The organism is Roseivivax jejudonensis (genome assembly GCF_900172265.1).
Classification (GTDB): domain Bacteria; phylum Pseudomonadota; class Alphaproteobacteria; order Rhodobacterales; family Rhodobacteraceae; genus Roseivivax; species Roseivivax jejudonensis.
This window is the reverse complement of record NZ_FWFK01000001.1, coordinates 920,479-942,442: the sequence shown is the minus strand read 5'-3', so window position 1 is coordinate 942,442 and position 21,964 is coordinate 920,479. Positions and strand designations below refer to the sequence as shown.

General features: G+C 59.4%; 27 protein-coding genes and 1 tRNA gene. 21 read left to right on the top strand and 7 right to left on the bottom strand.

The genetic code is table 11. From position 1 onward, the window contains the following. The first annotated feature begins 747 nt into the window (after window positions 1-747). From ROJ8625_RS04610 to ROJ8625_RS20585, 15 genes are all read left to right on the top strand, one after another. On the top strand, window positions 748-1,965 hold the full coding sequence (locus tag ROJ8625_RS04610) for a tyrosine-type recombinase/integrase (protein WP_085790642.1): 1,218 nt from the start codon (window positions 748-750) through the stop codon (window positions 1,963-1,965). Next, the gene (locus tag ROJ8625_RS20590) at window positions 1,962-2,579 is read left to right on the top strand and encodes a hypothetical protein (RefSeq protein ID WP_143535041.1); all 618 of its coding nucleotides are present in this window, start codon (window positions 1,962-1,964) and stop codon (window positions 2,577-2,579) included. Before ROJ8625_RS04610 ends, ROJ8625_RS20590 begins: the two co-directional genes overlap by 4 nt. Before the next feature lie 76 nt (window positions 2,580-2,655). Further along, a complete protein-coding gene (locus ROJ8625_RS04605) occupies window positions 2,656-2,850 on the top strand; it encodes a helix-turn-helix transcriptional regulator (protein WP_085790641.1) in 195 nt (64 codons plus the stop codon). Window positions 2,851-2,959: 109 nt separating this feature from the next. Further along, entirely contained in the window at window positions 2,960-3,316 is a 357-nt protein-coding gene (locus tag ROJ8625_RS04600) for a hypothetical protein (RefSeq protein ID WP_085790640.1), read from the top strand. A 97-nt stretch (window positions 3,317-3,413) separates the two neighbouring features. Further along, a complete protein-coding gene (locus ROJ8625_RS04595; RefSeq protein ID WP_085790639.1) occupies window positions 3,414-3,644 on the top strand; it encodes a transcriptional coactivator p15/PC4 family protein in 231 nt (76 codons plus the stop codon). Then, window positions 3,641-3,871 (top strand): transcriptional coactivator p15/PC4 family protein, encoded by a 231-nt coding sequence (locus ROJ8625_RS04590; protein WP_159456722.1) that lies wholly within the window; start codon window positions 3,641-3,643, stop codon window positions 3,869-3,871. The genes ROJ8625_RS04595 and ROJ8625_RS04590 overlap by 4 nt, the downstream gene beginning before the upstream one ends. Then, window positions 3,871-5,013: a bifunctional DNA primase/polymerase gene (locus tag ROJ8625_RS04585; protein ID WP_159456721.1), complete on the top strand. Its 1,143-nt coding sequence runs from the start codon at window positions 3,871-3,873 to the stop codon at window positions 5,011-5,013. Before ROJ8625_RS04590 ends, ROJ8625_RS04585 begins: the two co-directional genes overlap by 1 nt. Further along, on the top strand, window positions 5,013-5,498 hold the full coding sequence (locus tag ROJ8625_RS04580) for a DUF5681 domain-containing protein (RefSeq protein ID WP_085790636.1): 486 nt from the start codon (window positions 5,013-5,015) through the stop codon (window positions 5,496-5,498). The genes ROJ8625_RS04585 and ROJ8625_RS04580 overlap by 1 nt, the downstream gene beginning before the upstream one ends. Then, on the top strand, window positions 5,495-5,644 hold the full coding sequence (locus ROJ8625_RS20935; RefSeq protein WP_159456720.1) for a hypothetical protein: 150 nt from the start codon (window positions 5,495-5,497) through the stop codon (window positions 5,642-5,644). The genes ROJ8625_RS04580 and ROJ8625_RS20935 overlap by 4 nt, the downstream gene beginning before the upstream one ends. Then, window positions 5,641-5,922: a hypothetical protein gene (locus ROJ8625_RS04575; protein WP_085790635.1), complete on the top strand. Its 282-nt coding sequence runs from the start codon at window positions 5,641-5,643 to the stop codon at window positions 5,920-5,922. The genes ROJ8625_RS20935 and ROJ8625_RS04575 overlap by 4 nt, the downstream gene beginning before the upstream one ends. Next, window positions 5,919-7,721: a hypothetical protein gene (locus ROJ8625_RS04570; protein WP_143535040.1), complete on the top strand. Its 1,803-nt coding sequence runs from the start codon at window positions 5,919-5,921 to the stop codon at window positions 7,719-7,721. The genes ROJ8625_RS04575 and ROJ8625_RS04570 overlap by 4 nt, the downstream gene beginning before the upstream one ends. After that, window positions 7,718-10,291, top strand: coding sequence for a hypothetical protein (locus ROJ8625_RS04565; protein WP_085790633.1), 2,574 nt, complete (start codon window positions 7,718-7,720; stop codon window positions 10,289-10,291). Before ROJ8625_RS04570 ends, ROJ8625_RS04565 begins: the two co-directional genes overlap by 4 nt. After that, window positions 10,288-10,545 carry a hypothetical protein gene (locus tag ROJ8625_RS04560; protein ID WP_085790632.1) on the top strand — a complete coding sequence of 86 codons (258 nt, stop codon included), beginning with the start codon at window positions 10,288-10,290 and terminating at the stop codon, window positions 10,543-10,545. The genes ROJ8625_RS04565 and ROJ8625_RS04560 overlap by 4 nt, the downstream gene beginning before the upstream one ends. 302 nt (window positions 10,546-10,847) lie before the next feature. Next, the gene (locus ROJ8625_RS04555) at window positions 10,848-11,096 is read left to right on the top strand and encodes a hypothetical protein (RefSeq protein WP_085790631.1); all 249 of its coding nucleotides are present in this window, start codon (window positions 10,848-10,850) and stop codon (window positions 11,094-11,096) included. Between the two features lie 694 nt (window positions 11,097-11,790). Further along, complete coding sequence (locus tag ROJ8625_RS20585; RefSeq protein WP_143535039.1) at window positions 11,791-12,252, top strand: hypothetical protein; 462 nt, start codon at window positions 11,791-11,793, stop codon at window positions 12,250-12,252. Window positions 12,253-12,409: 157 nt separating this feature from the next. On the opposite strand, the gene ROJ8625_RS20580 is transcribed toward ROJ8625_RS20585, so the two are convergent. Together ROJ8625_RS20580 and ROJ8625_RS04550 are read right to left on the bottom strand one after the other, a co-directional pair. Further along, window positions 12,410-13,168, bottom strand: a complete 759-nt coding sequence (locus ROJ8625_RS20580) for a hypothetical protein (protein WP_143535038.1) — start codon at window positions 13,166-13,168, stop codon at window positions 12,410-12,412. Window positions 13,169-13,311: 143 nt separating this feature from the next. Beyond that, window positions 13,312-13,548 (bottom strand): helix-turn-helix domain-containing protein, encoded by a 237-nt coding sequence (locus ROJ8625_RS04550; RefSeq protein WP_085790630.1) that lies wholly within the window; start codon window positions 13,546-13,548, stop codon window positions 13,312-13,314. 105 nt (window positions 13,549-13,653) lie between these two features. On the opposite strand from ROJ8625_RS04550, the gene ROJ8625_RS04545 reads away from it, so the two are divergent. From ROJ8625_RS04545 to ROJ8625_RS21300, 3 genes are all read left to right on the top strand, one after another. After that, window positions 13,654-14,514 (top strand): hypothetical protein, encoded by an 861-nt coding sequence (locus tag ROJ8625_RS04545; protein WP_085790629.1) that lies wholly within the window; start codon window positions 13,654-13,656, stop codon window positions 14,512-14,514. Window positions 14,515-14,575: 61 nt separating this feature from the next. Continuing rightward, window positions 14,576-15,070, top strand: a complete 495-nt coding sequence (locus ROJ8625_RS04540; protein WP_085790628.1) for a hypothetical protein — start codon at window positions 14,576-14,578, stop codon at window positions 15,068-15,070. A 121-nt stretch (window positions 15,071-15,191) separates the two neighbouring features. Next, entirely contained in the window at window positions 15,192-15,473 is a 282-nt protein-coding gene (locus ROJ8625_RS21300; RefSeq protein WP_143535037.1) for a hypothetical protein, read from the top strand. Window positions 15,474-16,271: 798 nt separating this feature from the next. Here the strand turns inward: ROJ8625_RS21300 and ROJ8625_RS04535 are convergent. The 4 genes from ROJ8625_RS04535 to ROJ8625_RS04525 all read right to left on the bottom strand — a co-directional run bounded on the left by ROJ8625_RS04535 (window position 16,272) and on the right by ROJ8625_RS04525 (window position 19,215). Continuing rightward, window positions 16,272-17,273 carry a site-specific integrase gene (locus ROJ8625_RS04535; protein ID WP_085790627.1) on the bottom strand — a complete coding sequence of 334 codons (1,002 nt, stop codon included), beginning with the start codon at window positions 17,271-17,273 and terminating at the stop codon, window positions 16,272-16,274. 351 nt (window positions 17,274-17,624) lie between these two features. Next, window positions 17,625-18,233, bottom strand: coding sequence for a hypothetical protein (locus ROJ8625_RS20565; protein ID WP_159456719.1), 609 nt, complete (start codon window positions 18,231-18,233; stop codon window positions 17,625-17,627). Continuing rightward, on the bottom strand, window positions 18,224-18,568 hold the full coding sequence (locus tag ROJ8625_RS04530) for a thermonuclease family protein (RefSeq protein ID WP_085790626.1): 345 nt from the start codon (window positions 18,566-18,568) through the stop codon (window positions 18,224-18,226). The genes ROJ8625_RS20565 and ROJ8625_RS04530 overlap by 10 nt, the downstream gene beginning before the upstream one ends. 197 nt (window positions 18,569-18,765) lie before the next feature. Then, window positions 18,766-19,215, bottom strand: a complete 450-nt coding sequence (locus ROJ8625_RS04525; RefSeq protein ID WP_085790625.1) for a hypothetical protein — start codon at window positions 19,213-19,215, stop codon at window positions 18,766-18,768. Between the two features lie 185 nt (window positions 19,216-19,400). On the opposite strand from ROJ8625_RS04525, the gene ROJ8625_RS04520 reads away from it, so the two are divergent. The 3 genes from ROJ8625_RS04520 (at window position 19,401) to ROJ8625_RS20555 (ending at window position 21,550) form a co-directional block, all read left to right on the top strand. Continuing rightward, window positions 19,401-19,913, top strand: a complete 513-nt coding sequence (locus tag ROJ8625_RS04520; RefSeq protein ID WP_085790624.1) for an SOS response-associated peptidase family protein — start codon at window positions 19,401-19,403, stop codon at window positions 19,911-19,913. 126 nt (window positions 19,914-20,039) lie between these two features. Further along, window positions 20,040-20,348: a hypothetical protein gene (locus tag ROJ8625_RS20560; protein WP_143535034.1), complete on the top strand. Its 309-nt coding sequence runs from the start codon at window positions 20,040-20,042 to the stop codon at window positions 20,346-20,348. Continuing rightward, window positions 20,348-21,550, top strand: a complete 1,203-nt coding sequence (locus tag ROJ8625_RS20555) for a hypothetical protein (protein ID WP_143535033.1) — start codon at window positions 20,348-20,350, stop codon at window positions 21,548-21,550. The genes ROJ8625_RS20560 and ROJ8625_RS20555 overlap by 1 nt, the downstream gene beginning before the upstream one ends. Before the next feature lie 248 nt (window positions 21,551-21,798). On the opposite strand, the gene ROJ8625_RS04510 is transcribed toward ROJ8625_RS20555, so the two are convergent. Beyond that, window positions 21,799-21,884: transfer RNA gene (locus tag ROJ8625_RS04510), tRNA-Leu, on the bottom strand. Window positions 21,885-21,964: the final 80 nt, after the last annotated feature.

Below are 21,964 nucleotides of genomic sequence, written 5' to 3'. Positions count from 1 at the left end.
CTACACGAATTTCATTGCCGGAGACGTACTGCGATCCTTCTAATGGCGGATTAAAATGGAGAGACCACAAAGCCTCTATTATTGCCGAAATTCTCGAAAAAACCTATCGAGCATCGCGCACGTCCGCTCTTGGCAAAAGGCCGCCCTGGTCAGGGATCTTCATTCAACCGAGGCTGGACCGCGGCGGATGCGCCGGCGCGGTGCATCGGTGCAGTGAGGCGCGACCCGCGCTGTGTTTCAATGCGCGAAGCGGATCGTCGATTACGGTGACCTTGGCGGCACCGGCTGTCGGAGCCATGTCGCCGAGCGCGGACTTCACCCGAGTCGATGCGGCGCCTGACGCGCCTCCGACCGTTCCCTCGCAGCTCATGCCGCATCTCGCAGTGGATCGCCCTCGCCGCGACGATGTGGATGCAGGGTTGCGCTGGTACAGCGACTGTATGACCGGTCTCGCGGGAGCCTCGCGCACCATGTGATACTCCGCTCGGATATGCTCCGGGCGATCAAGTGGGTCGTCTCACGGGGAAGTTCTGGAAAAACGCCAGCCACCTCAGATAGCCAAGCATACTTGGACTCTCGGGGTCGCTATGGTGCCCAGGAGAGGCATTGAACATCAATATCGTGTAGCCTCATCCAGTCTCGCGCTTCTCGCAACATCCTGATACGGCGGCGTGTACCCCTTTCGTTCGGCCTCAATCCGTGTCATGCTGTGGCATATGTTGGGGTGGATTGAAGGGTGGGCGGAACGTGCGCGCGCTGCACAGGCTCTCAGCTGCAGAAGTAAAGAACGCTAGGCCAGGAAAGCATGCCGATGGCGGTGGTCTTTGGTTGCACAAACGTGATGATGGCGGCGCACAGTGGTTTCTGCGCGTTACCGTCCACGGCCGGCGCCGCGAGATGGGCCTCGGCCGGCTGTCCGACGTCTCGCTCAAGGAAGCGCGGCTGGAAGCTGAGCGCTGGCGGGCGATTGCTCGCGAGGGGAAAGATCCGATCAAGGAGCGAGACCGTCTGAAACGAAAGGCCGCCCGATCCGACAACACGCTCCGCACTCTGGCGACCGATGCATTTGAGGCGCGCAAGGCGGAACTGCGCGGGGACGGTAAAGCCGGTCGTTGGTTCTCCCCGCTTGAGCTTCACGTCCTGCCGAAGCTCGGTCGGGTGCCTGTAGAGGAGATCAGCCAGCAGGACATCAAGTCGGCGCTGTCGCCCATCTGGCACAGCAAGGCTGACACGGCCCGAAAAGCGATGAACCGGCTGAGCATTGTGATGAAACACGCCGCCGCGCTCGGGCTCGACGTGGATCTGCAGGCTACCGAAAAAGCAAAAGCGCTTCTCGGCAAGAGTCGGCACAAGCCGCAGAACATCGCTTCAATGGACTGGCGCGAGGTGCCTGCGTTCTACGAGACCCTGCACGAGCCGACCGTAACGCACTTGGCGCTTCGACTGCTGATCCTGACCGGCGCGAGGTCAAAGCCAATCCGTTTTCTGAGCCTCAACCAGATAGACGGCAGCGTGTGGACGATACCGGCGGAGCTGATGAAGGGCCGCGAGGGCAAGACTGGCGACTTCCGCGTGCCGCTGTCCACTGAAGCTCTGGCCGTCATCGAGTTGGCAAAACCGCATACGCGAGACGGGTACCTCTTCCCGAGCGCGCGGAAAGGCGTCATCTCGGACGCAACCATGTCCCGCCTTATGGAGCGCCGCGAATTGGCAGAGCGGCCGCACGGTTTTCGTAGCAGCTTGCGCACCTGGCTGTCCGAGACGACCGACGCACCGCACGAGGTCGCGGAGACCGTGATGGCGCATACGACCGGCAGCGCGGTTGAACGTGCATATCGGCGGACGGACTTCCTGGAGCAGCGGCACGTCTTGATGGAGCGGTGGGCAGACCACGTAACAGGCAAAGGCGCCGGAAAAGTTGTCGAATTTGGCCGTCAAGCCATTGGCGACGGAGAGCGGCGATGACCAAAAACGGTTCAAAAGGCGAGTTTGGAACCGGGATCACGGCTAAACCGGTGATACTATACGACATTGGAACGGATGAAGGCCGCGAAGCAGTGCATTCCGCTTTTCTCGAGTGGCAGAAGCAGGTGGCGACGCACGGCGGTGCATTCGCCGCAGTTGTGAATCCAATCAAAGAGACTTGCACCGGTATACTGACCGACGCAGAGCCGGGCCCGGAACCACCTCATTCGAAAGAGGACTTCGCACGAACAATCTGCGAGGCTCTGTGGAATGCATTTGACCGCATTTCAGAGAACGATGCTGATAACGCAGCTCATTTCGCCTTCCACGCTGGTATCATGTGGGCAGAGGCAAACATGAAGTGGCAATTTGAGAAAGACGTGCTGGACCGCTGGAAAGCCAAGAAGTCTCTGGCGTACCGAAACGAAGGGCGTGATCAGCACAACAAGGAGCGCAAGCTGGAAGCAGCGCAATGGCAGGCTTTAGCCATTGAAATTGCGAAAGAAACTGAGATGACCGGCAACAAGCAAGCTGCTTGGGTTGCCAACGCCCTGCAGCGACGGCATGGAATTCGGCGAAATCCGAAAACGGTTGCGAAAGCTTTGAGAAAATAGTGGCGCGCGCACGTTCGAGTGCGCGCCACATCACCGATTATTGTCAGCCCATCGCAATTAAGCCGAGGGCTGAGCAATGCAACAAATCGACCAGCTGATCCGTGACCGTGAGGCCGCTGCTATGTTGGGCGCCTCTGTCTCCACGTTTTGGCGTCGCGTGCAGGATGGCACAATCTCTCGTCTGCTCAAGATTGGCGGCATGAGCCGCTGGAAGCGAAGCGAGATTCTGGCAGTCATCGACGCCGCCGCCGCTAATCGCGAAGCCGCATAAGAAAAACCCCCGCAAACCCTTCCGGGCCTGCTGGGGGCGCATTTCTTATCGGCGTGACAACTGAAAGATAGCGTAAGCGGCCCGGTCCTTCAACTCAAAAGGACCACCCATGAAGACTGAAACTGCAATTCCACCGAAAAACGCGCGCCGCATCTGGCGTGTCGCCGACTTGCCGAAAGACCGGCGCCCGGTGGCTTACGAGATCCGCAACACGGATGGCTCGGTGCGCGTGTGCCTGCTGTCCAAGCGCAAGCGCCAGATCATGGATCTGTTGATCGATGCTCCGGTGTATTGCGCGAGCCCGGTGCGGATTTCGGACATCGTGCACGTGCTGAAGCGCGAAACCGGCGTCGAGATCCACACGGATTATTACGCCGGTGATCCCAACACCGGAGCGGGTGCATACGGAACCTATACGCTTGTTTCGCGGGTCCACCGCGTTACCAGCCAGCAGGTGGCAGCATGACCCGACGCCTTCAGATTGACCGCCTCCGCAAGCGCCACGGCCTGCCCGAACCGACCGCCCGCGTCATCGCCGGGCTCGCATTCGGAGGGCGTGGCTGATGCCCTTGTTCACCAAGATCAGGAAGAATGACCGCGAAGAGATCCGCATCATGCGGAATGACTTCAAAGGTCACGATATGATCAACGTCCGCGTCTTTTACGACGCGGGCGGCGAGATGAAGCCTGGCAAGCAGGGCATCGCGTTCAAGGCGGAGCTTCTGTCGGACTTCCTCGAAGTCCTCACCGAAGTGCGGAACATGCCGCCCGAGTGCGGAGGGCAGCAGCAGTGACGACCCTCGCAATCATCTCGAAAGGCAAGGACGAGGAGGTGCGCGTGACCCTGGAGCAATTCCGGGGTCGCCAGCGCATCGACGTTCGCACCTGGTTCCGGGGTGAGGACGGCAAGATGCACCCGACCAAGCAGGGGTGCTTCATCCGTCCGCGGCATCTTCCGGAGTTCTGCGCCGGCCTCAACAAGGCGCTGCATGCTTTGTCCGAGAAGCGGAGGGCATGGTGATGGAAGCCCGCAAGCTTCATTTCTCAGGTCCGCCAGCGGATGCCATGGCGAGGCTTCACAGCGCGGGCTTTAGTCTCTTGCCGCTTGGCGCAGGTGACGACGGCAAGAGCCCGTTGGTGAAGTTCGGCGCGACCGACAGGCTTCCTTTAAAGCGGGTTCTGGCACCCATGCATCGAACGGGATCGGCTTGCTTCGGGATCCGTCTCGACGGCCTGGCGGTGATCGATTGCGACACCGACGACCCGGGGCTCGTCGAAGCCATGGAGGCGCGTTTTGGCGCGTCTTCCGTACATGTCAGAACGCCACGCGGTCGCCATCTCTACTACAGGGCGGAGGGTGGTGCGTTTCCAAACCTGCGCAAGGAAGGACTGCCAGTCGATATCAAGCGCGGTGCGACAAGCTACGTGGCGGGTCCCGGCTCGGTACGACCAGACGGTGGGAGATACGAACCCGCCAAGGGAGCACTCGGTCTCGATGATCTGCCTGCGCTGCGTCAATCGACCGGCGGCGCTGCGTCGAAGGGCGCTAGCTCGCGCATACCGTCAAAGCCAATCGGCTCACGTATCGAGACCGGTGGACGCAACTACACGCTCACGCTCGCCGCCATCCAGATGGTCGAGTCCGTGGACGACACCGACGAGTTGTTCGGCAACCTGCAGTTCCTCCGTGATGACGAATGCGAAGATCCGGCGACGGTGCCGGACAGGGAGCTGCGCAAGATTGCCGAGTGGGCATGGTCGAAACGGCTGGAAGGCAACGTCTTCATGGGGCGAAACAGCGAATTCAGGATCAACCGGCAAGCGCTCGATGCATTGCAGGTTCTACCGAACTCGGTGGACGCAATCGCCCTCTTTGTGACGCTTCAAGCGGTTCACGGTCATACGCCCGGCAAGACCTTCGCATTGAACCACGCAGCGATGAGAGCGGCCGGGCATATCGATTTGTCTCGCGAGCGCTTCAACGCAGCGAGAACCGCGCTCGCGCGTGTCGGGCTTCTGGAAACCGCCTGCAAGCATCGCGCAGGGCATCACGCTAGAAGCTACCGGCTCTGCAGGCTCCACCCCGCAATGTTTTACGCGAGCAATGTCTCCCGGCTTCGCTTGGCCTCGGGGGGAGCGGGGAAAGAAGGGGAGGAGGTTTAATGTTTACATATGTTGACGGAATCCCGTCAGGCCAGCTTCTCCGGGCGCCGGCCGACCGTAACAACGGAGCGAATACGGCGACGCGCAACGCCGACGGCAAGTTCGCTCCCGGCAATCCGGGCCGCCCGCGCGGCGCACGGCATCGGATCACGAGAGCTGTCGAGGAACTGCTGGAGGGCGAAGCCGAGGGCATCACCCGCAAGGCTGTCGAGATGGCGCTGGAGGGTGACACGACAGCCATGCGCCTCTGCCTGGAGCGGATCGCTCCCGCCAAGAAGGACGCCCCGGTCAGCTTTGACCTACCCGACATGAAGACCGCCGAAGACGCCACCAAGGCGGCGCAAGCGGTCCTGAAGGCTGTGTCCGAGGGCGAGCTGACCCCAAGCGAAGCGGCAAGCGTGATGGCGCTGGTTGAGACCTACCGGCGGGCCCTTGAGACCGAAGAACTCGAACGCCGCGTGGCGGCACTGGAGAGCAGGACATGAACAGGTTGAGCAAACGCGTCGAGGATCTGGAGCGCAAGACACCGGACACCGTCGAGCCCCCGAGGATCGAGCGCGTCATCATCGGGCAAAACGAAGCCGGCGAGTGGATTGAAAAGCGGATCGTGGAAGAGGGGCAGGAGAAATGAGCAGGCTTTCCCAACGCATCGACAGGCTGGAGACGACGCGCGGTGCCGTGACGGTTGTGGGTGTGGCTCCCGACCAGTGGCCTGAAGGCCAGCGCAAGGCAGCTGTTGAGCGGCTGGCGCGGGCGCGAGGCATCACGGGTGACATCGACGTCTTGGCAATTGGCCAGAGATGGCCCGCGATCACCGAGGCCACGATCCTTCACGTTGGCGACTTCGGCGAGGTGCTGGATCACGTGGCTAAGCATGGCCGTCGCATCGGCGAGCGGAGGGCGGCATGACCCCTGCGGAGTGGCTCGTATATGAAAATCAGGGCGCAACTCGCAATCAGCCGCTTTCACCGCGCCTGGTAGATGCGCTGTCGTTCCTTCCTGAGCTTGGCGTGCAGATGCGCGTGTTCTCGGGCGGACAGCCGGGCATCGGGTCTGGCGGGCAGCGTGTGGGCTCGACGCGGCACGATCACGGCAACGCGGCGGACGTGTTTTTCTATCGCGACGGTCGCCGTCTGAATTGGGCCAACGAAGCGGACCGGCCAGTTTTCGAGCAAATCGTGAGGCAGGCTCGACAGCGCGGCGTTACCGGCTTCGGAGCCGGTGAAGGCTACATGCGGCCGGGCTCGATGCACATCGGTTTCGGTAGTGAGGCGGTTTGGGGTGCGGGAGGCTCTGGCGCCAACGCTCCAGGCTGGCTTCGAACGGCATATTCCGGCGGTGCCGGCACGCCTCAGGCCCCCGCATCCTCTCAAAACCGGCCGTCCCGCGTGGGCAACGATAGCGGCGACACGCTGGCAGCGGCGACACCGCCAGCATCCCTTTTGGAGATCCCCGACATGGACACGAACAAACCGCTGGCCGGCGGCCTTCTGGGCAACTGGCTCACCCCCGACCGTCGAGACCGCGCCGTGCTGGCGCTGGAAGGCATGACGCTCAACCCAAATCGGGGGCTGATGATGGCCGCTGCGGATGGGTTGGAGGACCGTCGCAAGACACGCCGAGAAAGCGACCGGGCGCGTGAGGCCCGGAAGCAGGCCAACCGGACAATCCAGTATCTCAACGCTCAGGGCGAATATGGCCGGCAGCTCGCGGCTGCGGTTTCGACTGGGGCGCTAGAGGCCGGGGAGGCAATCAAGCTGGCAATGACGCCGGCGAAGGACAACAGAACGTCTGCAATCCAGAACTACGAGTACGCGCGAAGCCAGGGCTACACTGGCAGCTTCGAGGACTTTCAGGGCGGTGGCTCTGGCACCCCGACGCCATATTCCGACGCCGCCAAGCTCCGCGCGGATCTGGACGCGGGTTACATCACGCAAGAGCAGTATGACGCGCAGATTGCACGAGCGGACCAGGGCGACGAGAGCGCGCCAGAGGCCAGTATCCGGCGCATCATGGACGCTTACGATGTAGACCGGCGCACGGCGACCGGGATCGTGGACGGCACGCTGCGCGTGAGCCGCGACCCGGTGGATGACACCGTGATCGTGACTGACCTTGCGACGCGTGAGAGCTACCGGCCGGGGATGCCTGAGGACACCGCTCCGCCGGCGCAGGACACACAGCCCCGAGCAGAGCCTGGGGGCGGCAATCAACTTTCGTTCCCCGGCAGTCCCGGAGCTGACGCATCCGATGCCTTCGGGTTCGAGGGCATGTTGAAGGGCAGCGCAAACGCGGTGTCGGACTTCATCGGGCTTGGGGCGCCTTTCGAGGACGTGCGCGAGACGCAATCGGACTTCGACGTGCTTTCCGAAAGCCTCATCAACGATGTGGCGAGCGCCTACGAACGGCAACCGCCCTCCTGGCTATTGCAGAACATCCGCGAACTGACCCCGCAGGCCGGCGGTTTCCAGGGTGCAGGTTCGGCGCAGTCGAAGCTCGGGGCACTTCGCCGCAACTTCGAGAATGAACTGAACATAACCAACGAGCAGCTTGGACGCCGATTGAGCCCGGCGGAGCGGCAAAAGCTTCTGTCGCGCAAGACGGGCCTGGAGGCCGCAATCCAGAAGGTGGACAGCTACCTCGGCCGGTTCGGAGGAGGTGAGAGCAACGAGACCCAATCGGGCGTTTCTTGGAGTGTGGTGGAATGACGACGCTGAACATCGAGGGCCGCCGCGTCCAGGTAGACGACAGCTTCAAGAGCCTCAGCCCGGAAGAGCAGGAGCGCACCGTCGAGGAAATCGCGCAATCGCTTCGGATCAAGGCAGGCAGCGCGGCAAACCGTGGCTTCATGCCGAACGTCAACCAGGGCATCGCCGAGAGCGTTGGCGGATTGGTGGACTTCATCAACCCGTTTGACCGGCCGCATGGCCTCAACCCCTTCTCAGGCGGCACAGGATCGGCGCAGACCGCTATTGAGCGGGGCATGGACGCTATCGGCACCAATCGCGCCCAGGGAGCGCCACAGACGCTTGTGGAGAGCTTCGGACGTGGGACCGGGCAGGCAGCCGGCGCGGCTATTCCTGCAGGCGCTACAGTGCGCGTGATGAGCGGTGCGGGCGGTTTGATCGGCAACATCGCGGACGATGCAGCGGCGACGCTGAACACGCCGGGCGGGCTTCTCACGGAAATGGTGGCCGGTGGCAGTGCACAGACTGCGGAGAGCGCCGCAGAGGCCGCAGGAGCGCCGGAATGGGTTTCGCAGTCGGCTGCCATTGCCGGGGGCATGGGCGCCGCTGCGGTGCCCTACGCTGCCCGCATGACGCCATCCGCTATCGGAGCCCGCCAGCTTGGACGGGCCGTGCGGTCCGCAGCCATTCCTTACACCGAGAGCGGAGCGCGAGAGGTCGCCCGGACACGCGTTCAGGAACTCGCTGGCGGTCCTGCCCGGGGCGAAGAACTGGCGCGCGAGATTGCGAACGGTTCGGAAATCGGGCTGACCCCGGCGCAGATCACCCAGGATCCGAACCTGTTGGCGCTCGAGCAGACGGCCGCGCGGCAATCGCCCGAACTGCGGGAGCGGCTCAACGCCCGCATGGACGGCACCACCGAGGCGGCTGCGGGCAACCTTCGCGACATGGGCGGCGACGTGACCGAGGCGCAAGCGTTTTTCGCAACCCGTCGCCAGCAGGCCCGAGACCGGATTGACGGTTTCGTGCGTCGTGCAACGAATGACGCGGTGCGGCCGGTGGCGCAGCGGAGTGAGGCTGAAAACAGCGCGCGTGTATCCGAGCAGATCCGAACGGCAGAGCAGCGCGCAGACGCTGAGGAAGCGCAGTTGTGGGACGCCGTGCCCCGGGGCGTGCAAGTCTCGACCGGCAATGCGCGCCGCGTGGCAAACGAGCTTATCCAGGCGACGCCGAGAGCGCAGCAGAACGACATTCCGCGTGTTGTGCGTGACCTTCTCGGAGAGGGCAGCAACAGCGGCTTTGCCGAGAACGAGACGGTTGGCGAAATGCACGGGCTCTATTCCGAGCTACGCCGCGTGGCCCGCTCGGCGATGGCCGGCAACGACCAGAACCGCAACATGGCCCGGATTGCCAACAACGTGGCGGATGCGATCCTCGATGACCTGGGCGCGCGCGGCGGTGGCGGTGAGGTTGGCCGGGCGATCAACGAAGCCCGTGCGTATAGCGCTGCGAAGCACGAGATTTTCGACCGTGGCACCGTGGGGCGCCTTCTGAAACGGACGCTCGACGGCGACGAGCAGATCAACCCGGATCTGACCTTGGAGCGATCCGTGGGCCGTGGCGGCACGTCCGGGCGGCTTGGCATGGAGGAAATCACCCGGGCGGCCGACACCGACGCCACGCAAGAGGGCATCGAGGACTATCTGCGCTCGCGGTTCGACCGGGCGGCGTTCAAGTCCGATGGTGCGTTCAGCGAGACCGGCGCCCGCAACTTCATGCGGGACAATCGCGAGACGCTGGACCGGGTGCCCTACCTTCGCGACACTCTGGACGAGGCCGTGCGTACTCAGAGTCGCGCAGCATCGGCGCAGGCCCGTGGCAATCGCGCCCGGAGCGACATGGACAACCCGTCGCGATCCTCAACAGCGGCATTCGAGACCGCAGCACCGGAGAACGCCGTTGACCAGGTATTCAAGGCGCGCAGGCCAAGTGTCGAGGCCCGGGGACTTGCGGCCACGGCGCGCAAGGACACGTCTGGGCAGGCTCTTGACGGTCTTAGGGGTTCTCTTGCTGATTACGTGATCCGGCGTTCTGGCGGTGACGAGCTTTCCGGCCGGAAGATGCGGGAGTTTCTGCGCGTCCCTGAGAACCGCGCGGCTCTGGCGCAGGTGTTCAAGCCGGAGGAACTCCGTCGCTTCGATCAGGTGGCAACGGAGCTGGTGAAGGCCGACACGGCACGGAAGCCGACGCGGGACATTGGCGCCGTGTCCAACCGCTCCCCCAATCGCCTGATTGAATACGTCGCACGCGTTGTGGCGGCTCGCCAGGGCGCAAAGGCCGGCGGAGGCGGTGGAGGGTCCATCCAGACCGCGCAGATGGCGTCCGGGCGCGTGAAGCAGCTTCTCGGCAACCTGCAGAACGACAAGGCCGAGCAGTTGTTGATCGACGCAATCGAGGATCCGGAACTGTTCCGGCTTCTCCTGACCGATCCCGGCCAGATCAAGCTGAAGGCTCAGCAGGTTAACCGGCTGGTGCCCTACTTCACCGGAGGGCTGGCAACCCGGCCGGAGGAACGCGAGGCAGCACAATGACCGAGGCAGATAATATCTACAACTTCAATGGCGCTGGCACGGCGCGCATGATCGACCATGCCTTGGAGATGCCGGACATCAGCACGGACGAAGAATTTGCTCACTATGCCCGCGAGCTTGTCCGATGCTCAGAAGGGCAAACGGCGGAAACTCCATTGGAGGCGCGAGCCATGACGGCGGCGATCCTGTGCAAGATGCAGGCTTATGACCGGCTCATAGAGGCTTTCGACCGGATGGACGCGGGGGAGATATAAGGCGCTGTGCGGTGCCTGTGGATAGAGTGTGCATGTGGGCATCACGGCAAGGTGCCGTGGCCCATGTCAGCGACAACATCTCGTGCCGAGATACTTCCCCGAGCGCGTTGCCAGCGTTGTGGAGCGCGCTCGGCGCAAGATATGCGGATAATCTGGGAGCCCGACGCCAACGCTCTGATAGGCGCACGCTCGCGTTCGCAAGACGTTACGAAAATCGGATGGTCACACTCTCGTCTTAGAATGTAACGCGTTTCGCCACGCTGGTCTCAGATACGCCCCCAGCAGCTGGAGGAGCCCGCAACATGGCAGACCCAAGCCTATACAAACTCGACGAAGCCGGCATGGCGATTGCTGCCAGGCACTTCGCTAGGCTTCCGCAGATCCGCTCGGACGCAGAATTCGCCGACGTTACACGCCAAGTCGTCCGCATTAGCGACCAGCAGTCCCGCCATACGCCGGTAGAAGCGCGCGCGCTGGTTGTCGCCATGATGCAGCGGCTGATCGAGTACGGCGAAGTGACTGCGGCCCCTGCGCAGAGGCTCGCAGTCTAAGCCAGGATTGGTTACTCGGTTGCCTCGGCCGGTTCGTCGGTTAAAGACGTCTCGTCTTCACCACCAACCAATCAGGCAAAAAGGACAACGAACAAGACGCCCGTTGAAGGCGTGAAGCTCTGTTTAAAAGGGCATTTTACGGTAGATTTTCAACGCTCTGTTGTATGAGAACTGGCCGTAAGCTATGTAAAAAATCTGAACGTTTGGAAAACCCTTGCGCTGCCACATGATGAGCAAATTCACTTGAGAAGTCTCGTTTGGAATAAGTCGGAGAAACGAAAACGTCAGTCAGGAGCATAGTTTTTGTCACTTTGGCTGCTGCTGCCTTAAGCACACCAAGTACTGCCCAAGTGAACACTGTAGTTACTGACGGCTCGCAAGCTTTCGCCGAAGGCATTCTGGTCGATTACATTGTCCAAGTGAATGGTCAAGCCATCTGTCGGAACCCACTGGTCATCGGGAAGTACATTTCGTGCGATTCATCGGTCGTAGCAAATGGCATGCGCTGGAATTCCACTAGTAGAAAAAGGGTTTGGATTGAAACAAACGGCGTTTTGGGTGGTATGTCAATCTACGCGCGCGGCCGCGTGTTGTGCTCCGACCCAGTGTCCTCGAATAAGTATCGCGGCACTTTGAGCTATGTGTATTGCCAATGAAAACCGGTAGAAACTGGAAGACCGCAAGAGCAAGTGCAATGCTCGCAATAGCTATCATTGTCGGAATGGTTGGTTCCGCCACTGCTGATTGCGAGGTTTGGGCGTATGAAGATACGAGCGCAGCTGGACAGGCTAGGGCGCAGATATTTGCCACCTCCGACCTGAAGGAAAGAGACGCTCTGGTTGCAGAAGCAGCCGGTATTGCTCGCAGGCAAGCTGATGCAAACGCCTTGGACTATGTAGACGTTTTCCTGACCCGTCCCGAAGACGGGACGAACCGTGAAGACCACATGTCTCTAACGACTACAGTCTGGATGCGTTTTAATCCCGGCGGCACGCCGATCATCAATACTTTGATGGTCGCTGATGCTACCGATGCTGGGGCGAACGTCTCGATGGAGTACGGAATGATCACTGGCGAACGCAGCGAGCTTTCGAAGGAGGAGATTGAGGCGATTGAGCAATCTTCGCCGCCGGGTGTTAGCGGAAGATGTCAGTGAAGACCGTGCAACAGGTTATAAAGGTGGCTCGTCGGATGCCAAGCGGTAGGTGACTGCTCATTACATTCGTGTCCACATCTGTTGACGTTGCGATTTTAGTTTTCAACAGGAGCTTAGGTTTTTTCGGCACGTCACCGTTGCAGTCAGATGGTTCATTTTAGTTGTCATCGGGCTTTGGAAGTGCCCGTGGCCCGTCTGGGCCACTTATGTAGCCCGCCAAGGAAGTTGTGTCGGCAGCTAGGGCTAATGCAAAGATCCCGACTTTCATCGCGCCTTTGGCCCACCTAGTTACCGCGTCAAGAACATCTTCGTGCTGGCGGTCCAATACGACAAACTCGCTGCAAAAGTCCGCGTATATGCACTTTACGCGTCTGCGTATCTGGTCATCTGTAGCATCGTGGCATTCACGCATTGTGCGTGACAGAGCATTCAGCTCTAGAATCATCACCTTTCGTTGTAGAGAGGGCAGGCCTGAATTCGAAACAAACTCTATCAGTTCATCTGTCGTAGCCAAGAATCCTGATCGATCCAGAGGCTGAGTAAAATCGAGCTTTGCTTCAGAGACTGCATCTCCGGAACTTTCTAGAAGGTCCGCGGTCGCTTGTGCGCGAGAAGTTTTTTTAAACTCGTCAACGGTTTCTTTTGAGCAAGCAGTTAAAAAGCGGCCCTTCGCTTCTTGGATGAATTCTAGTCTCCTCCTTATTCTGTCTTCTCTTATCGAGAGGTGTGATACTAGGTGAATGGCGTCATCGAACAAAGAAAGGATACGCAGCTTTGCATCAATGGGCGGCAGCTCTTCGATCAATCCAGTGAATGCTTGATTTAGCTTTTCCTTTGCGTCCTTCGCCGAAATTTCTCGGTAAAGCTCAGCAATATAGTAGAGGACATTTGCATCTGGGTCTTGCTCAAGGCTCAATACACTCTCCAACACTGTCTTTGTTGACCTAGAAGTTAGGCACCGCCATTCCGTCGTCGCAGGCGGGCTTCAAATCAGTAGGCGGATACAACGAGAGCCCAGCCCAGGCTATCTTGCAAGCGGTCCCAAGCGTGCCTCGTAGGTTACGCCTCCTTGCGCACCGCAACGCCGACGCCCTCGGCAACCTGTCCGTCTTCCAAGAACTGGATGCCCCGCCCTTCGAGGGCGCGGCGTAGGGCTTCCGCGCTCTTATGCTGCAACCCGCTTTTCCCGGTTTCGAAGCGGCTCACCGTCGTGAAGGAGAGGCCCGCCTCTTCTGCCAATTCGCGCACGCCTAGCTTCACCGCTGCTCGCGCCATTCTCAACTGCTCCGGCGTCATTCGACATCCCTGTATGCTTTTTCGCTAACAGGGTATTGACTATGCGCTAACCCTGTAGCTATTTCTACTACACGGTAGTCGAAGCGACAACCTCAGGAGGACGACATGACGACAGCAATTCAGCAGATGTACCACGAGTGGAAACAGCTCCGCGCAAGCGCTCACGGCACCTCGGAGGAGGACTGCGACGCTGCTGTGGAAGAGATGATGCGCATCGAGGACGCGATGCTGGAGATCCCGAGCCAGAGCGCGGCTGACTTCGCGGCGAAGGTGCTGGCCTATACGTCGCACGGCGACTTTGGCCTCACCGGTGATGGCATCGGCCAGATCCTCGGCGAGGCGTGCAATCTCATCGGAGAGCCGGTGCCCGGCTTCGACGGTAAGGCTTCGGGGCGCCTGCCTTGGTACGAGATGCAGGCCGCAGAGACGCGCATGGAGCGCTTCTGTGAGATTGTGGGCGCAGAGCCGCCGGCAACGCTTCTGGACGCCGAGGGCGCCCCTACGGACGAACTGATGGACTTCGTGCGCGAGCAGGAGCTTTCGCTGGACTGGCTCTTCCTGGGCGATGTGACGCCGCTCCTGCGGGCCTACAGGACGACCCATGCACAACGGTCTCCGGCAGCCCTGCGTGAGCGTGTGGATCTGCTGGCTGCTGCGGCGGGCATCGAGCCCGTCGGGATCGAGATTGCCGATGGCGAAGCGGTGCTGACAGACGACCTGATCGCGTTCTGCGATGAGGCCAACGGCAGCTTGGACTGGCTGCTGACCGGTGACGTTGGGGAACTCCTACGGTCCCACCGAGCTTTTTCCGAGCAGCGGAAGCCGTTCATGAAAGCGACCCGAAACCTGTCGGACAACGAGAAGAAGGCGCTCGTCTTCACCCTCCGGCTCATTGTTGAAGGCACTGACGTGGATGACGCCATGCAGACATTCACCCGCGTCGTGGAGGAGCAGGGGGCCGCATGAGTGACTTCGGAGGGCGCGAGCACCCCAGCGCCCTCCGCTCCCCTAAATAGGGTAACGTTGCATGAACATGATCGCTCGCGATTACGAGCAGAACAGGTCCTGGTCGGACCAGTTCATTCCCCAGATCAAGCACATCGTCGGGGCGCACCTGTTGCAGGCTGCGCCCGATGCCTTGGATATGCGGCAGGCGACGGACTTGCTGATGCTCGACGGCAAGGACCTTCGCATTGCTGCGCGCGTGCGCCGGCCGGGCTACGCAGAGCGCTTCCCGCACCAGTTCACGATCCGGTCGGGGCTGCCGTCAGGTGGAGAAACGGAGCTGTCCAAAATCGTCAATGGACATGGCGATTGGATGTTCTATGGCCACGCGAACGAGTGGGGAGGTATCGACAGGTGGTGGCTGATCGACTTGCGGGCGTTCCGGGCGGCGCTGATCCGTCGGGGAGAACGGCCGATCCAGACTGGAGAGGTTGCCAACCCAGACGGTACAAGGTTCCGCTGGTTCGACCTCCGATCATTTCCACAGTATCCACCTATCACTGTATGCACTGGCTAGACCCGATTTCTCAGTGGCTTGCCTCATAGCCCTCGAAATACGACGCGGCGGCTTAACGTGTTTCTGCACCGGAAACGTTTCGTCGGTACGGCGATAACCATCTACAGTTAGGCCATGCTTAATGGAAATTATCCAAGCATTTTCAGAAAGCCTTGACCCGCGTCACCGCGCACATGCTACCTCTTGGCTTGTGACGAAAAAAGAGGGACTGGAATTGAAAAAGATTGCGTTTGGGATGGTTTGTGCGCTGCTGACAGTTGGCACGCCGGTAATGTCTGCTCCGGCGAACGTCGGGCAACTTTCCCTTTCGGTGGAGACCGTTAACCATGGCGGCGGGTGCCGCAAGGATTCGCCCGCTGGCCAATGCTGCCATGCAGGATCCGAACCGTATCACTGCCACTGAATAAACTCGTGCTGGCGGCGCATTGTCGCCGGCACATGCCCGCGGCCGATCATTCCGGTGGGTCTTGCGAGGACTCTTTGCGTATTTCGTTGAGGGGCTCCAGCAACACTCTCGCGTCTACATCGAAATAGCGGCATATGCGCGCCAGCACGTGGGGCCCGGGCCAAGCTTGCGAGGCCATATACCTGTTGAGCTGAGTTCGGTTCACCGGGATGTCTCGGGCTACTTGAGACACGTTTCCGTCCTGCTGCTCGTCAATCAACTGCCGCAGGTTCGCGCCGAATATCCCTTGGATATCAATCGGATCATTCATCGATCCGCACCCAAGGCGCACAATCGCATGGTGCGATGGGTCCCGCGGCTCATTCTTAATGGCTCTGAGGCTTCAGGTGTATTCGACATCTCGCCTCTACCTATCGGGGTGGACGCAGTTTTCGAATTCCGAGCTTGCAATAATCCATTGCATTCCAAGGTGTACGGATCAAGAGCGCGGCCTAACTTTTGCCTTGTTCCGTGAGAGGCCCGCGTTTTTCTGGGGGGTGGAACCGGGGCCAGGCTACCGCGATTACGGCCGGTCTGGCTCCACATCCACCGGTTCCGAGTGCGGATAGAGGCTCGCGCGTGACGCGTCGAGCCGGATCATTGCTGCCCGCGCTCTCAGCGTAGAGCCATACAGCAGCATGTACTCCGCCAACGCCCGCTCAAGCTCAACTATGCGTCTGCGGCACCCACACGCCATGCGTTCCTCATCCACCTTGCTCGCGGGACTCACTGTGCAGATTAGGAGTTAATGCCGGGTTAACGATGCGTGTCGGATTGACCCTCGGTTTGTTCGAACGCAGCGCAGACCTGTGCAGCAGCCGATTGGCTTGCCAGTATGCGCCTGCCGTACCGCGCGGGCATTTCGGGCGAGTTCCACCGTCCAGCGACCATGATGCTCGACAGGTCGCAGCCTAGCCTGAACGCGTCTTGTACGCCGCCTATGCGCGTGCTGTGAGCGCTGACGTCTCGCCGGCCGGTGCGCCGCTTCATGATCCTGGAGACAGTCGCCGGATCGAGGGGCGTGCGCTGCGCTCCCTTTTGCGATTTCGTCAGGATCGGCTCGTCCATGCCAAGAGCAGCCAGCTTGATCCAGGCGAGAACCGCTTCGGTCCCTCGACGGGACAGGTAGGCGTACGCGCCTTCGCCGTACTGATCCGTCTTTGACCGGGCGACAAAAAGCAGGCTCGATCCATCGCTCTGCGTTTCCAGGTCACGCACCCGGAAGGCTGTGATTTCAGCCGACCGACACCAGCTGTCGCTTGCGATCCACAGCAAGGCCTTGTCGCGCATTTCGATCCGCGAGGTGCCGAGCCTCTCGATGGTGGCCAGAACCTCCGGCTTCGACAGCGGCGCGGCCTGCCGGATATGCGCGCCATATGTTCGCTTCACCGCTTTGAGCGCCAGTTCCACCAGCCGATGCTTGCACGGCGACGGCGTGAAGGACGCTCGGTGCATCTCGTTGATGGCCCAAAGGCGCAAGCCGATGGTCGTGGGCCGGACCTTCCCACCGAGGTAGTCGATGTACGCGGCGACTGTGCCGGCGCTGACGGGCGGCGTCGGGTCATGGCCGCTCTCCGCGCACCACTCGCGAAACATCGCGACCATTTGGACGTAGTTCCGGCGCGTCGTGGGCGCGAAGGCCTCCTCCGAGCGTCGCTTATACTCCTCGATCAGGCGCGCACGCTCGCTTTCAGGCCCGCGCGTAATCTCGGAGATGGTTGCCAGGTGGATCTTTTCGAGTTCAGCGCGTCCAGACATCGTGCTCACCTCCGCTGAGAGATGCTGAGAGCTTACCCCGACTCCTCCCAGTTTGTCTTCGCGGCGGCGTCCTCCCTAAAGCGAACACTATCAGGACTGGCGCAGACGCAGGCAGCGTCAGAGCGGGGAGACCCTCCATCCCTGAAGTCTCTCTTGTGCAACTCCCACCAGGAATTAGGACCGCCGCATTTGATCGGGCGGAGCTGACGGCTAGCGTCTTTGACCGGGAGACCCGACCTGCGCGTCAAGGGGTGAGCAGCGCTCCAACCTTGCGGTTTGCTGCAGCGCGATGCTCGCGTAGGGACGGGTCTCCCAGCTGTGGAAAGAAACGGCATTCACTGGCTTTCGAAATCATGCTCGGCCAAGTCGATGACGCGCCAAGAGCCGAACGCATATCAACACGGCACAAACTGTCATCCAAAGAAAGTTTGATATGGTCGAGATGACAATTTTACCGGAAAGAGACGGATCGAGACTTATCGCCGAACGGTGTTCGTTCATTTCCCACGGGGTCGGGCGGATGAAGACGAATAGACCCGCAAGACACATCATTCCAAAAGACGCCAAAAGCATCTTTGAAAGGAACCTACCAGTACTCTGCGAGGCATCTGTAGGTCTGATTTCGCCATTCGCCTTTTTCTTCCACCATCTCCCGAACGCGAGAGCGTAAAAAACTGCTGATGCTGCTACAATGAATGCGTAGTCTGAGCAGAAGTTTTTGGCGACCCCCTCATCGTACAGCAACGTGAGATCATGGTAGTCAATGCGAAGCTTTCTGAAGCTCTGCGAGAGGGCGAAGGCGATTTCCTCAACCTTCGTTCCATCGATAAGATTTGCTCCAATGACCGGGAGGAAAATGGAGGCGGCTATGAAAGCAGTCGTAACGTTCACGTGCTCGGTTTCCGCTTTCACATTTCCTGTCGATATCGCCTGCTCGAAACGGGAAATTCCTAGCGACACCAGTCTGCATTCTTTGACGCCTGAGCGAGGCCCGCACGCATCAGTGGCTCGCGCACGTCTTCGCCGTCACGCCCGAACAGGATGCCCAGGTCTCGGCCGTAGCCGCCACCCCCGCGTTCGATGATGCAGAGGTTTCCGGGCATCAGAGACTGCAACATCTCGGTCGCCGCAGCTCCAACCTCAGCTTCGTAGCCGCACTCGGCCTGGTACGTCTCAGGGGTATCGAAGGGCGCGTTCCCGACGCCAGTGAGGCGGGCGTTTGGACCATCCAGCCGAACGGTGTCGCCATCCACGATCATGGCGGCAGTGACAGCGATGATCGCTATGCAGTTCATGGGGTCGGGACTTTCTTCGGTCGACGTAGGCTTTCGGATGTGCCGTAGGTCGTAGATTGCATTAACAGGAAACCGCTTGTGTAGTCGATATTCTGATTGCGGGGCCGCAGAAAAGCCTCACAGCAGCGTGTCTCCAGCGCGATAGGGATTTATGCCCCATACGCTAATCTGCAGGTAATTTATAGCCGGCGGCATTATCAATCCTCATTCTCGGAGGTAGCGTCGAGCTTTCTGTAATATTCAAGCAGCTCAGGATCCTTCTTGAAAAGTTGAGCTACAAAAACCCGCCGCCAAAAATCATCATCAAATTGCTCAGCTATAGCGTCGGAGGCCAAAAGTACGTCCAATTCGTGGCACATCAAGGTAGTTACAGCCGCAGCCCGATAATAAATACTTTGCGCAACTTTCGGATCGAGGGGGTTGCGTGAAGCTATGATGTCGTCTGCCGCATCCCGAAACTCCGTGTCGCAAGTGTTAATTGCTACGATTAACGAAGACATACGCTCCAAGCGCCTATCATCTCGCTCGGCCCAGAACTGCCAAAAAACCAGAAGGCCGCTTAGTCCAGCAATTGTCAAAACGATCCGCTCGATTGCTAGAAGCGCCGGCCCTTGCGCCTTAATCCACATCCAGACGGATCTGAACATTTTTGATTGTTCTCCTGAAGAGGATCAAATCACAATCTTCGTAGCGTAGCGCCCTTCAGTCTAAACTCCAAGATACGCTTCATCCCTTGACCGACTTTTTGCAAGGTCTGTTCGGTTTTCTCATGTCCGGTCCAATATGAGGTTCGCGGCCTCTATGAGGTCGTTAGGGCGGCTGCCCCAGATTGATGGGCCGCGCCCCTTGGCGGCAATCAAACACCAGGCGGGCAAGCTTCGGGTCGTCGTCGCCTCAGTTCGCTCTGAAGGGCAAGAAGGTGGACAAGGGCGTTACCAACGTCCGGAACACCAAGTCACGGCACTGGCGGCGCTGGCTCAGGCCGCAGCATCGTTGTCTTGTTCCGTTAACGGCGTTCTCGGAGCCAAGCCGGAACGCTGAGGGAAGATATGAGCCGGTCTGGTTCGCGCTCGATGAGACGCGGCCGATTGCCTTCTTCGCTGGGATCTTCGTGCCAGGCTGGACGTCTGTGCGAAAGATGAAGGAAGGCGAGGTAACGGCGGACCTGTACGGGTTTCTTGCGACCGAGCCGAACGCCGAGGTCGCGAACGTTCACCCGACGGCGATGCCGGTCACCCTGACAACGACGGTTGAGCGAGAAGCTTGGCTGGCTGCGTCTCGGGGTGACGCTCAAAGGCTTCAACGGCCGCTCGCTGATAGTTCGCTCATTTCGCTACCGAGTTGACGTGCAAGGTTCGCGTTGCGGTTTAAACTTTACAATCGACGTCTTCGCTACTACCTTACTCACACGGCCGGGACTCCCGGCCGCTTTGATTCGGAAGGAAGTTTGCGTCTCGCACAGTGGAAAACCATGCTTGATATTTCTATCGAAGTTATCAGAACTTTAATCGGCGTGTCCTCTGGTGTCCTCGCACTTGCATTTGCGTTTATAACAATACGAACCCTTGTATGGGGTCGTGACGCGTATGAAGCCAATCGACGCATTACTCCAACCGATATTTGGTCTGTTTGGAGTGGTCGGCTGAGGTCTGACGTTGAAGATATTGACGGTCGTGCAAGCCACGGCGTAGCGATCAATCTCAAGACTGGAAAATTGGAAGAGCAGAGACGGCTAAGCACAGAAGCCATCGATGATGTGATCGGGCGCCGCGCGATTTAATGCACGATTACCTTGGTTGGGTTCCGACGGTAACCGGAAATCTGTCCTTCACAACAATTGGCACAGGTTCTTTTCCCAATAGGTGTGTGCGGAAAGATATTGGCCGAACAGTCTTCGTGCTGCAGCGGCGTGATCTTTTGGATGTACTGGTCCCTTATTCCGAAGGCACGGACGTAGCAAAATTCTTCCGAGAGTTTCTCGCCAATCACCTGATCGGCATAAGTGGTAACTTCTGGTTCGTTCTTGAGCTATCAGTTTCTGATGATGGTGAAGAGAGCTCGGGAACTGTCTTTGTCGTTCCACAAGCAAAGAACTCGGACTTGATCCAGCGCTTAAAGGCGTGGTTCAAATCGGATGACGACAGCTTCAACGAAAGACTCAAAAGAGATACAAGAGAATCCGCTTGCTGGGCGGTTGCGGTAAGCATTGAAAGGCCCGGGAAGAGTGGCGTTTCAATGCTCTCGGACGTCGGTCGCGTAGACGGCTTCGGAGCGCACTTGGAGTATGTCTTGGCGAATCAAGCTTTCTATTTCTTGAAAGACATTTGTCATGTTCATCAGCACCATCACCAAACACACGACGCTATCACGAAGCTTGTGCCGACAGCGGGTTATGAGGCTGGTGCTGAGCGCTGGGTCGATGAAACTTTGTTTTCCCTATACCGAGCGATTATAAGATTTAAGCGTTACAAGAATGAGAAAGCCCTTTTTAGGGCAGCAGGTATATTGGCATACGCTCAATCATTTTATCGCGCATATGGCGAGAGAAGTCCAAGTGCGAAAATGTTTCATGTCGATGAGCTTGAGAAGTCGCTGGAGGTGTCTCGCGAGCAAATCAAACACTTCGACCAAAAGCGATACACAAGCATCGAAACATTCAGGAACTTTTTCTTCGCGCTGGCGGGGTTGTTTACGGCGGCTGTATTCTATGCTCGCCTCGATGGATCTGCAGAATTCGAGGTGCATTCCGGCCTGATTGATGTCGCGACATTCGTTGCGTCAGAGCCAATTAGGGCAATTGGATATACTCTCCTGCTTTCTTGTTTCTGGGTCATGTTTACTCACAAGACAGATCCCGCAGACTTTGTCGTGGTTCGAACAGTTAACAGGCTTCTGCAGGGATTCAGGTTGAGGTGGAATACAATTTTCAATCTGGCAATAACCATAGCCTTTGGTTTGGTGGCGTACTTGTTTATGAAGTAGGCGTTAGGCCTGTTACTCACGATGCTTAGATTTATACCGTCGGCGAGCAAATAAGGTGACCCGAGGGTTCTCGGCCTAAAATCGCTGAGGCCCGATGATCATGGTGAGCTTCTACAGGCCCTAGTCATCCGACCACAGGAGTGCAAAAGCGTAACGGTCACCGTGCGCAGCAGGGTGGATCAAAGGGTGTATAGAGCTTTGCGCGATTGATAAAATCTGTTCTTAACCAACCCGTTAAGCGGGTTGATTGGTGCCCAGGAGAGGACTCGAACCTCCACGTCCATACGGACACCAGCACCTGAAGCTGGCGCGTCTACCATTCCGCCACCTGGGCACGGGAGCGTGCCGGGGCGTTTAGACCCGGGCCAGAACAGTGTCAACGGCGATTTTGCCGGCATCGGGTCCGCGCGGCGC

What these genes read in the sequence shown, in the direction of transcription:
- ROJ8625_RS20590 (WP_143535041.1), top strand. Translation starts at nt 1,962, where the DNA reads ATGACCAAAAACGGTTCAAAAGGCGAGTTTGGAACCGGGATCACGGCT.
- ROJ8625_RS04605 (WP_085790641.1), top strand. Translation starts at nt 2,656, where the DNA reads ATGCAACAAATCGACCAGCTGATCCGTGACCGTGAGGCCGCTGCTATG.
- ROJ8625_RS04600 (WP_085790640.1), top strand. Translation starts at nt 2,960, where the DNA reads ATGAAGACTGAAACTGCAATTCCACCGAAAAACGCGCGCCGCATCTGG.
- ROJ8625_RS04595 (WP_085790639.1), top strand. Translation starts at nt 3,414, where the DNA reads ATGCCCTTGTTCACCAAGATCAGGAAGAATGACCGCGAAGAGATCCGC.
- ROJ8625_RS04585 (WP_159456721.1), top strand. Translation starts at nt 3,871, where the DNA reads ATGGAAGCCCGCAAGCTTCATTTCTCAGGTCCGCCAGCGGATGCCATG.
- ROJ8625_RS04580 (WP_085790636.1), top strand. Translation starts at nt 5,013, where the DNA reads ATGTTTACATATGTTGACGGAATCCCGTCAGGCCAGCTTCTCCGGGCG.
- ROJ8625_RS20935 (WP_159456720.1), top strand. Translation starts at nt 5,495, where the DNA reads ATGAACAGGTTGAGCAAACGCGTCGAGGATCTGGAGCGCAAGACACCG.
- ROJ8625_RS04575 (WP_085790635.1), top strand. Translation starts at nt 5,641, where the DNA reads ATGAGCAGGCTTTCCCAACGCATCGACAGGCTGGAGACGACGCGCGGT.
- ROJ8625_RS04570 (WP_143535040.1), top strand. Translation starts at nt 5,919, where the DNA reads ATGACCCCTGCGGAGTGGCTCGTATATGAAAATCAGGGCGCAACTCGC.
- ROJ8625_RS04565 (WP_085790633.1), top strand. Translation starts at nt 7,718, where the DNA reads ATGACGACGCTGAACATCGAGGGCCGCCGCGTCCAGGTAGACGACAGC.
- ROJ8625_RS04560 (WP_085790632.1), top strand. Translation starts at nt 10,288, where the DNA reads ATGACCGAGGCAGATAATATCTACAACTTCAATGGCGCTGGCACGGCG.
- ROJ8625_RS04555 (WP_085790631.1), top strand. Translation starts at nt 10,848, where the DNA reads ATGGCAGACCCAAGCCTATACAAACTCGACGAAGCCGGCATGGCGATT.
- ROJ8625_RS20585 (WP_143535039.1), top strand. Translation starts at nt 11,791, where the DNA reads ATGCTCGCAATAGCTATCATTGTCGGAATGGTTGGTTCCGCCACTGCT.
- ROJ8625_RS04550 (WP_085790630.1), bottom strand. Translation starts at nt 13,548, where the DNA reads ATGACGCCGGAGCAGTTGAGAATGGCGCGAGCAGCGGTGAAGCTAGGC.
- ROJ8625_RS04545 (WP_085790629.1), top strand. Translation starts at nt 13,654, where the DNA reads ATGACGACAGCAATTCAGCAGATGTACCACGAGTGGAAACAGCTCCGC.
- ROJ8625_RS04540 (WP_085790628.1), top strand. Translation starts at nt 14,576, where the DNA reads ATGAACATGATCGCTCGCGATTACGAGCAGAACAGGTCCTGGTCGGAC.
- ROJ8625_RS21300 (WP_143535037.1), top strand. Translation starts at nt 15,192, where the DNA reads ATGGAAATTATCCAAGCATTTTCAGAAAGCCTTGACCCGCGTCACCGC.
- ROJ8625_RS04535 (WP_085790627.1), bottom strand. Translation starts at nt 17,273, where the DNA reads ATGTCTGGACGCGCTGAACTCGAAAAGATCCACCTGGCAACCATCTCC.
- ROJ8625_RS04530 (WP_085790626.1), bottom strand. Translation starts at nt 18,568, where the DNA reads ATGAACTGCATAGCGATCATCGCTGTCACTGCCGCCATGATCGTGGAT.
- ROJ8625_RS04525 (WP_085790625.1), bottom strand. Translation starts at nt 19,215, where the DNA reads ATGTTCAGATCCGTCTGGATGTGGATTAAGGCGCAAGGGCCGGCGCTT.
- ROJ8625_RS04520 (WP_085790624.1), top strand. Translation starts at nt 19,401, where the DNA reads ATGGGCCGCGCCCCTTGGCGGCAATCAAACACCAGGCGGGCAAGCTTC.
- ROJ8625_RS20560 (WP_143535034.1), top strand. Translation starts at nt 20,040, where the DNA reads ATGCTTGATATTTCTATCGAAGTTATCAGAACTTTAATCGGCGTGTCC.
- ROJ8625_RS20555 (WP_143535033.1), top strand. Translation starts at nt 20,348, where the DNA reads ATGCACGATTACCTTGGTTGGGTTCCGACGGTAACCGGAAATCTGTCC.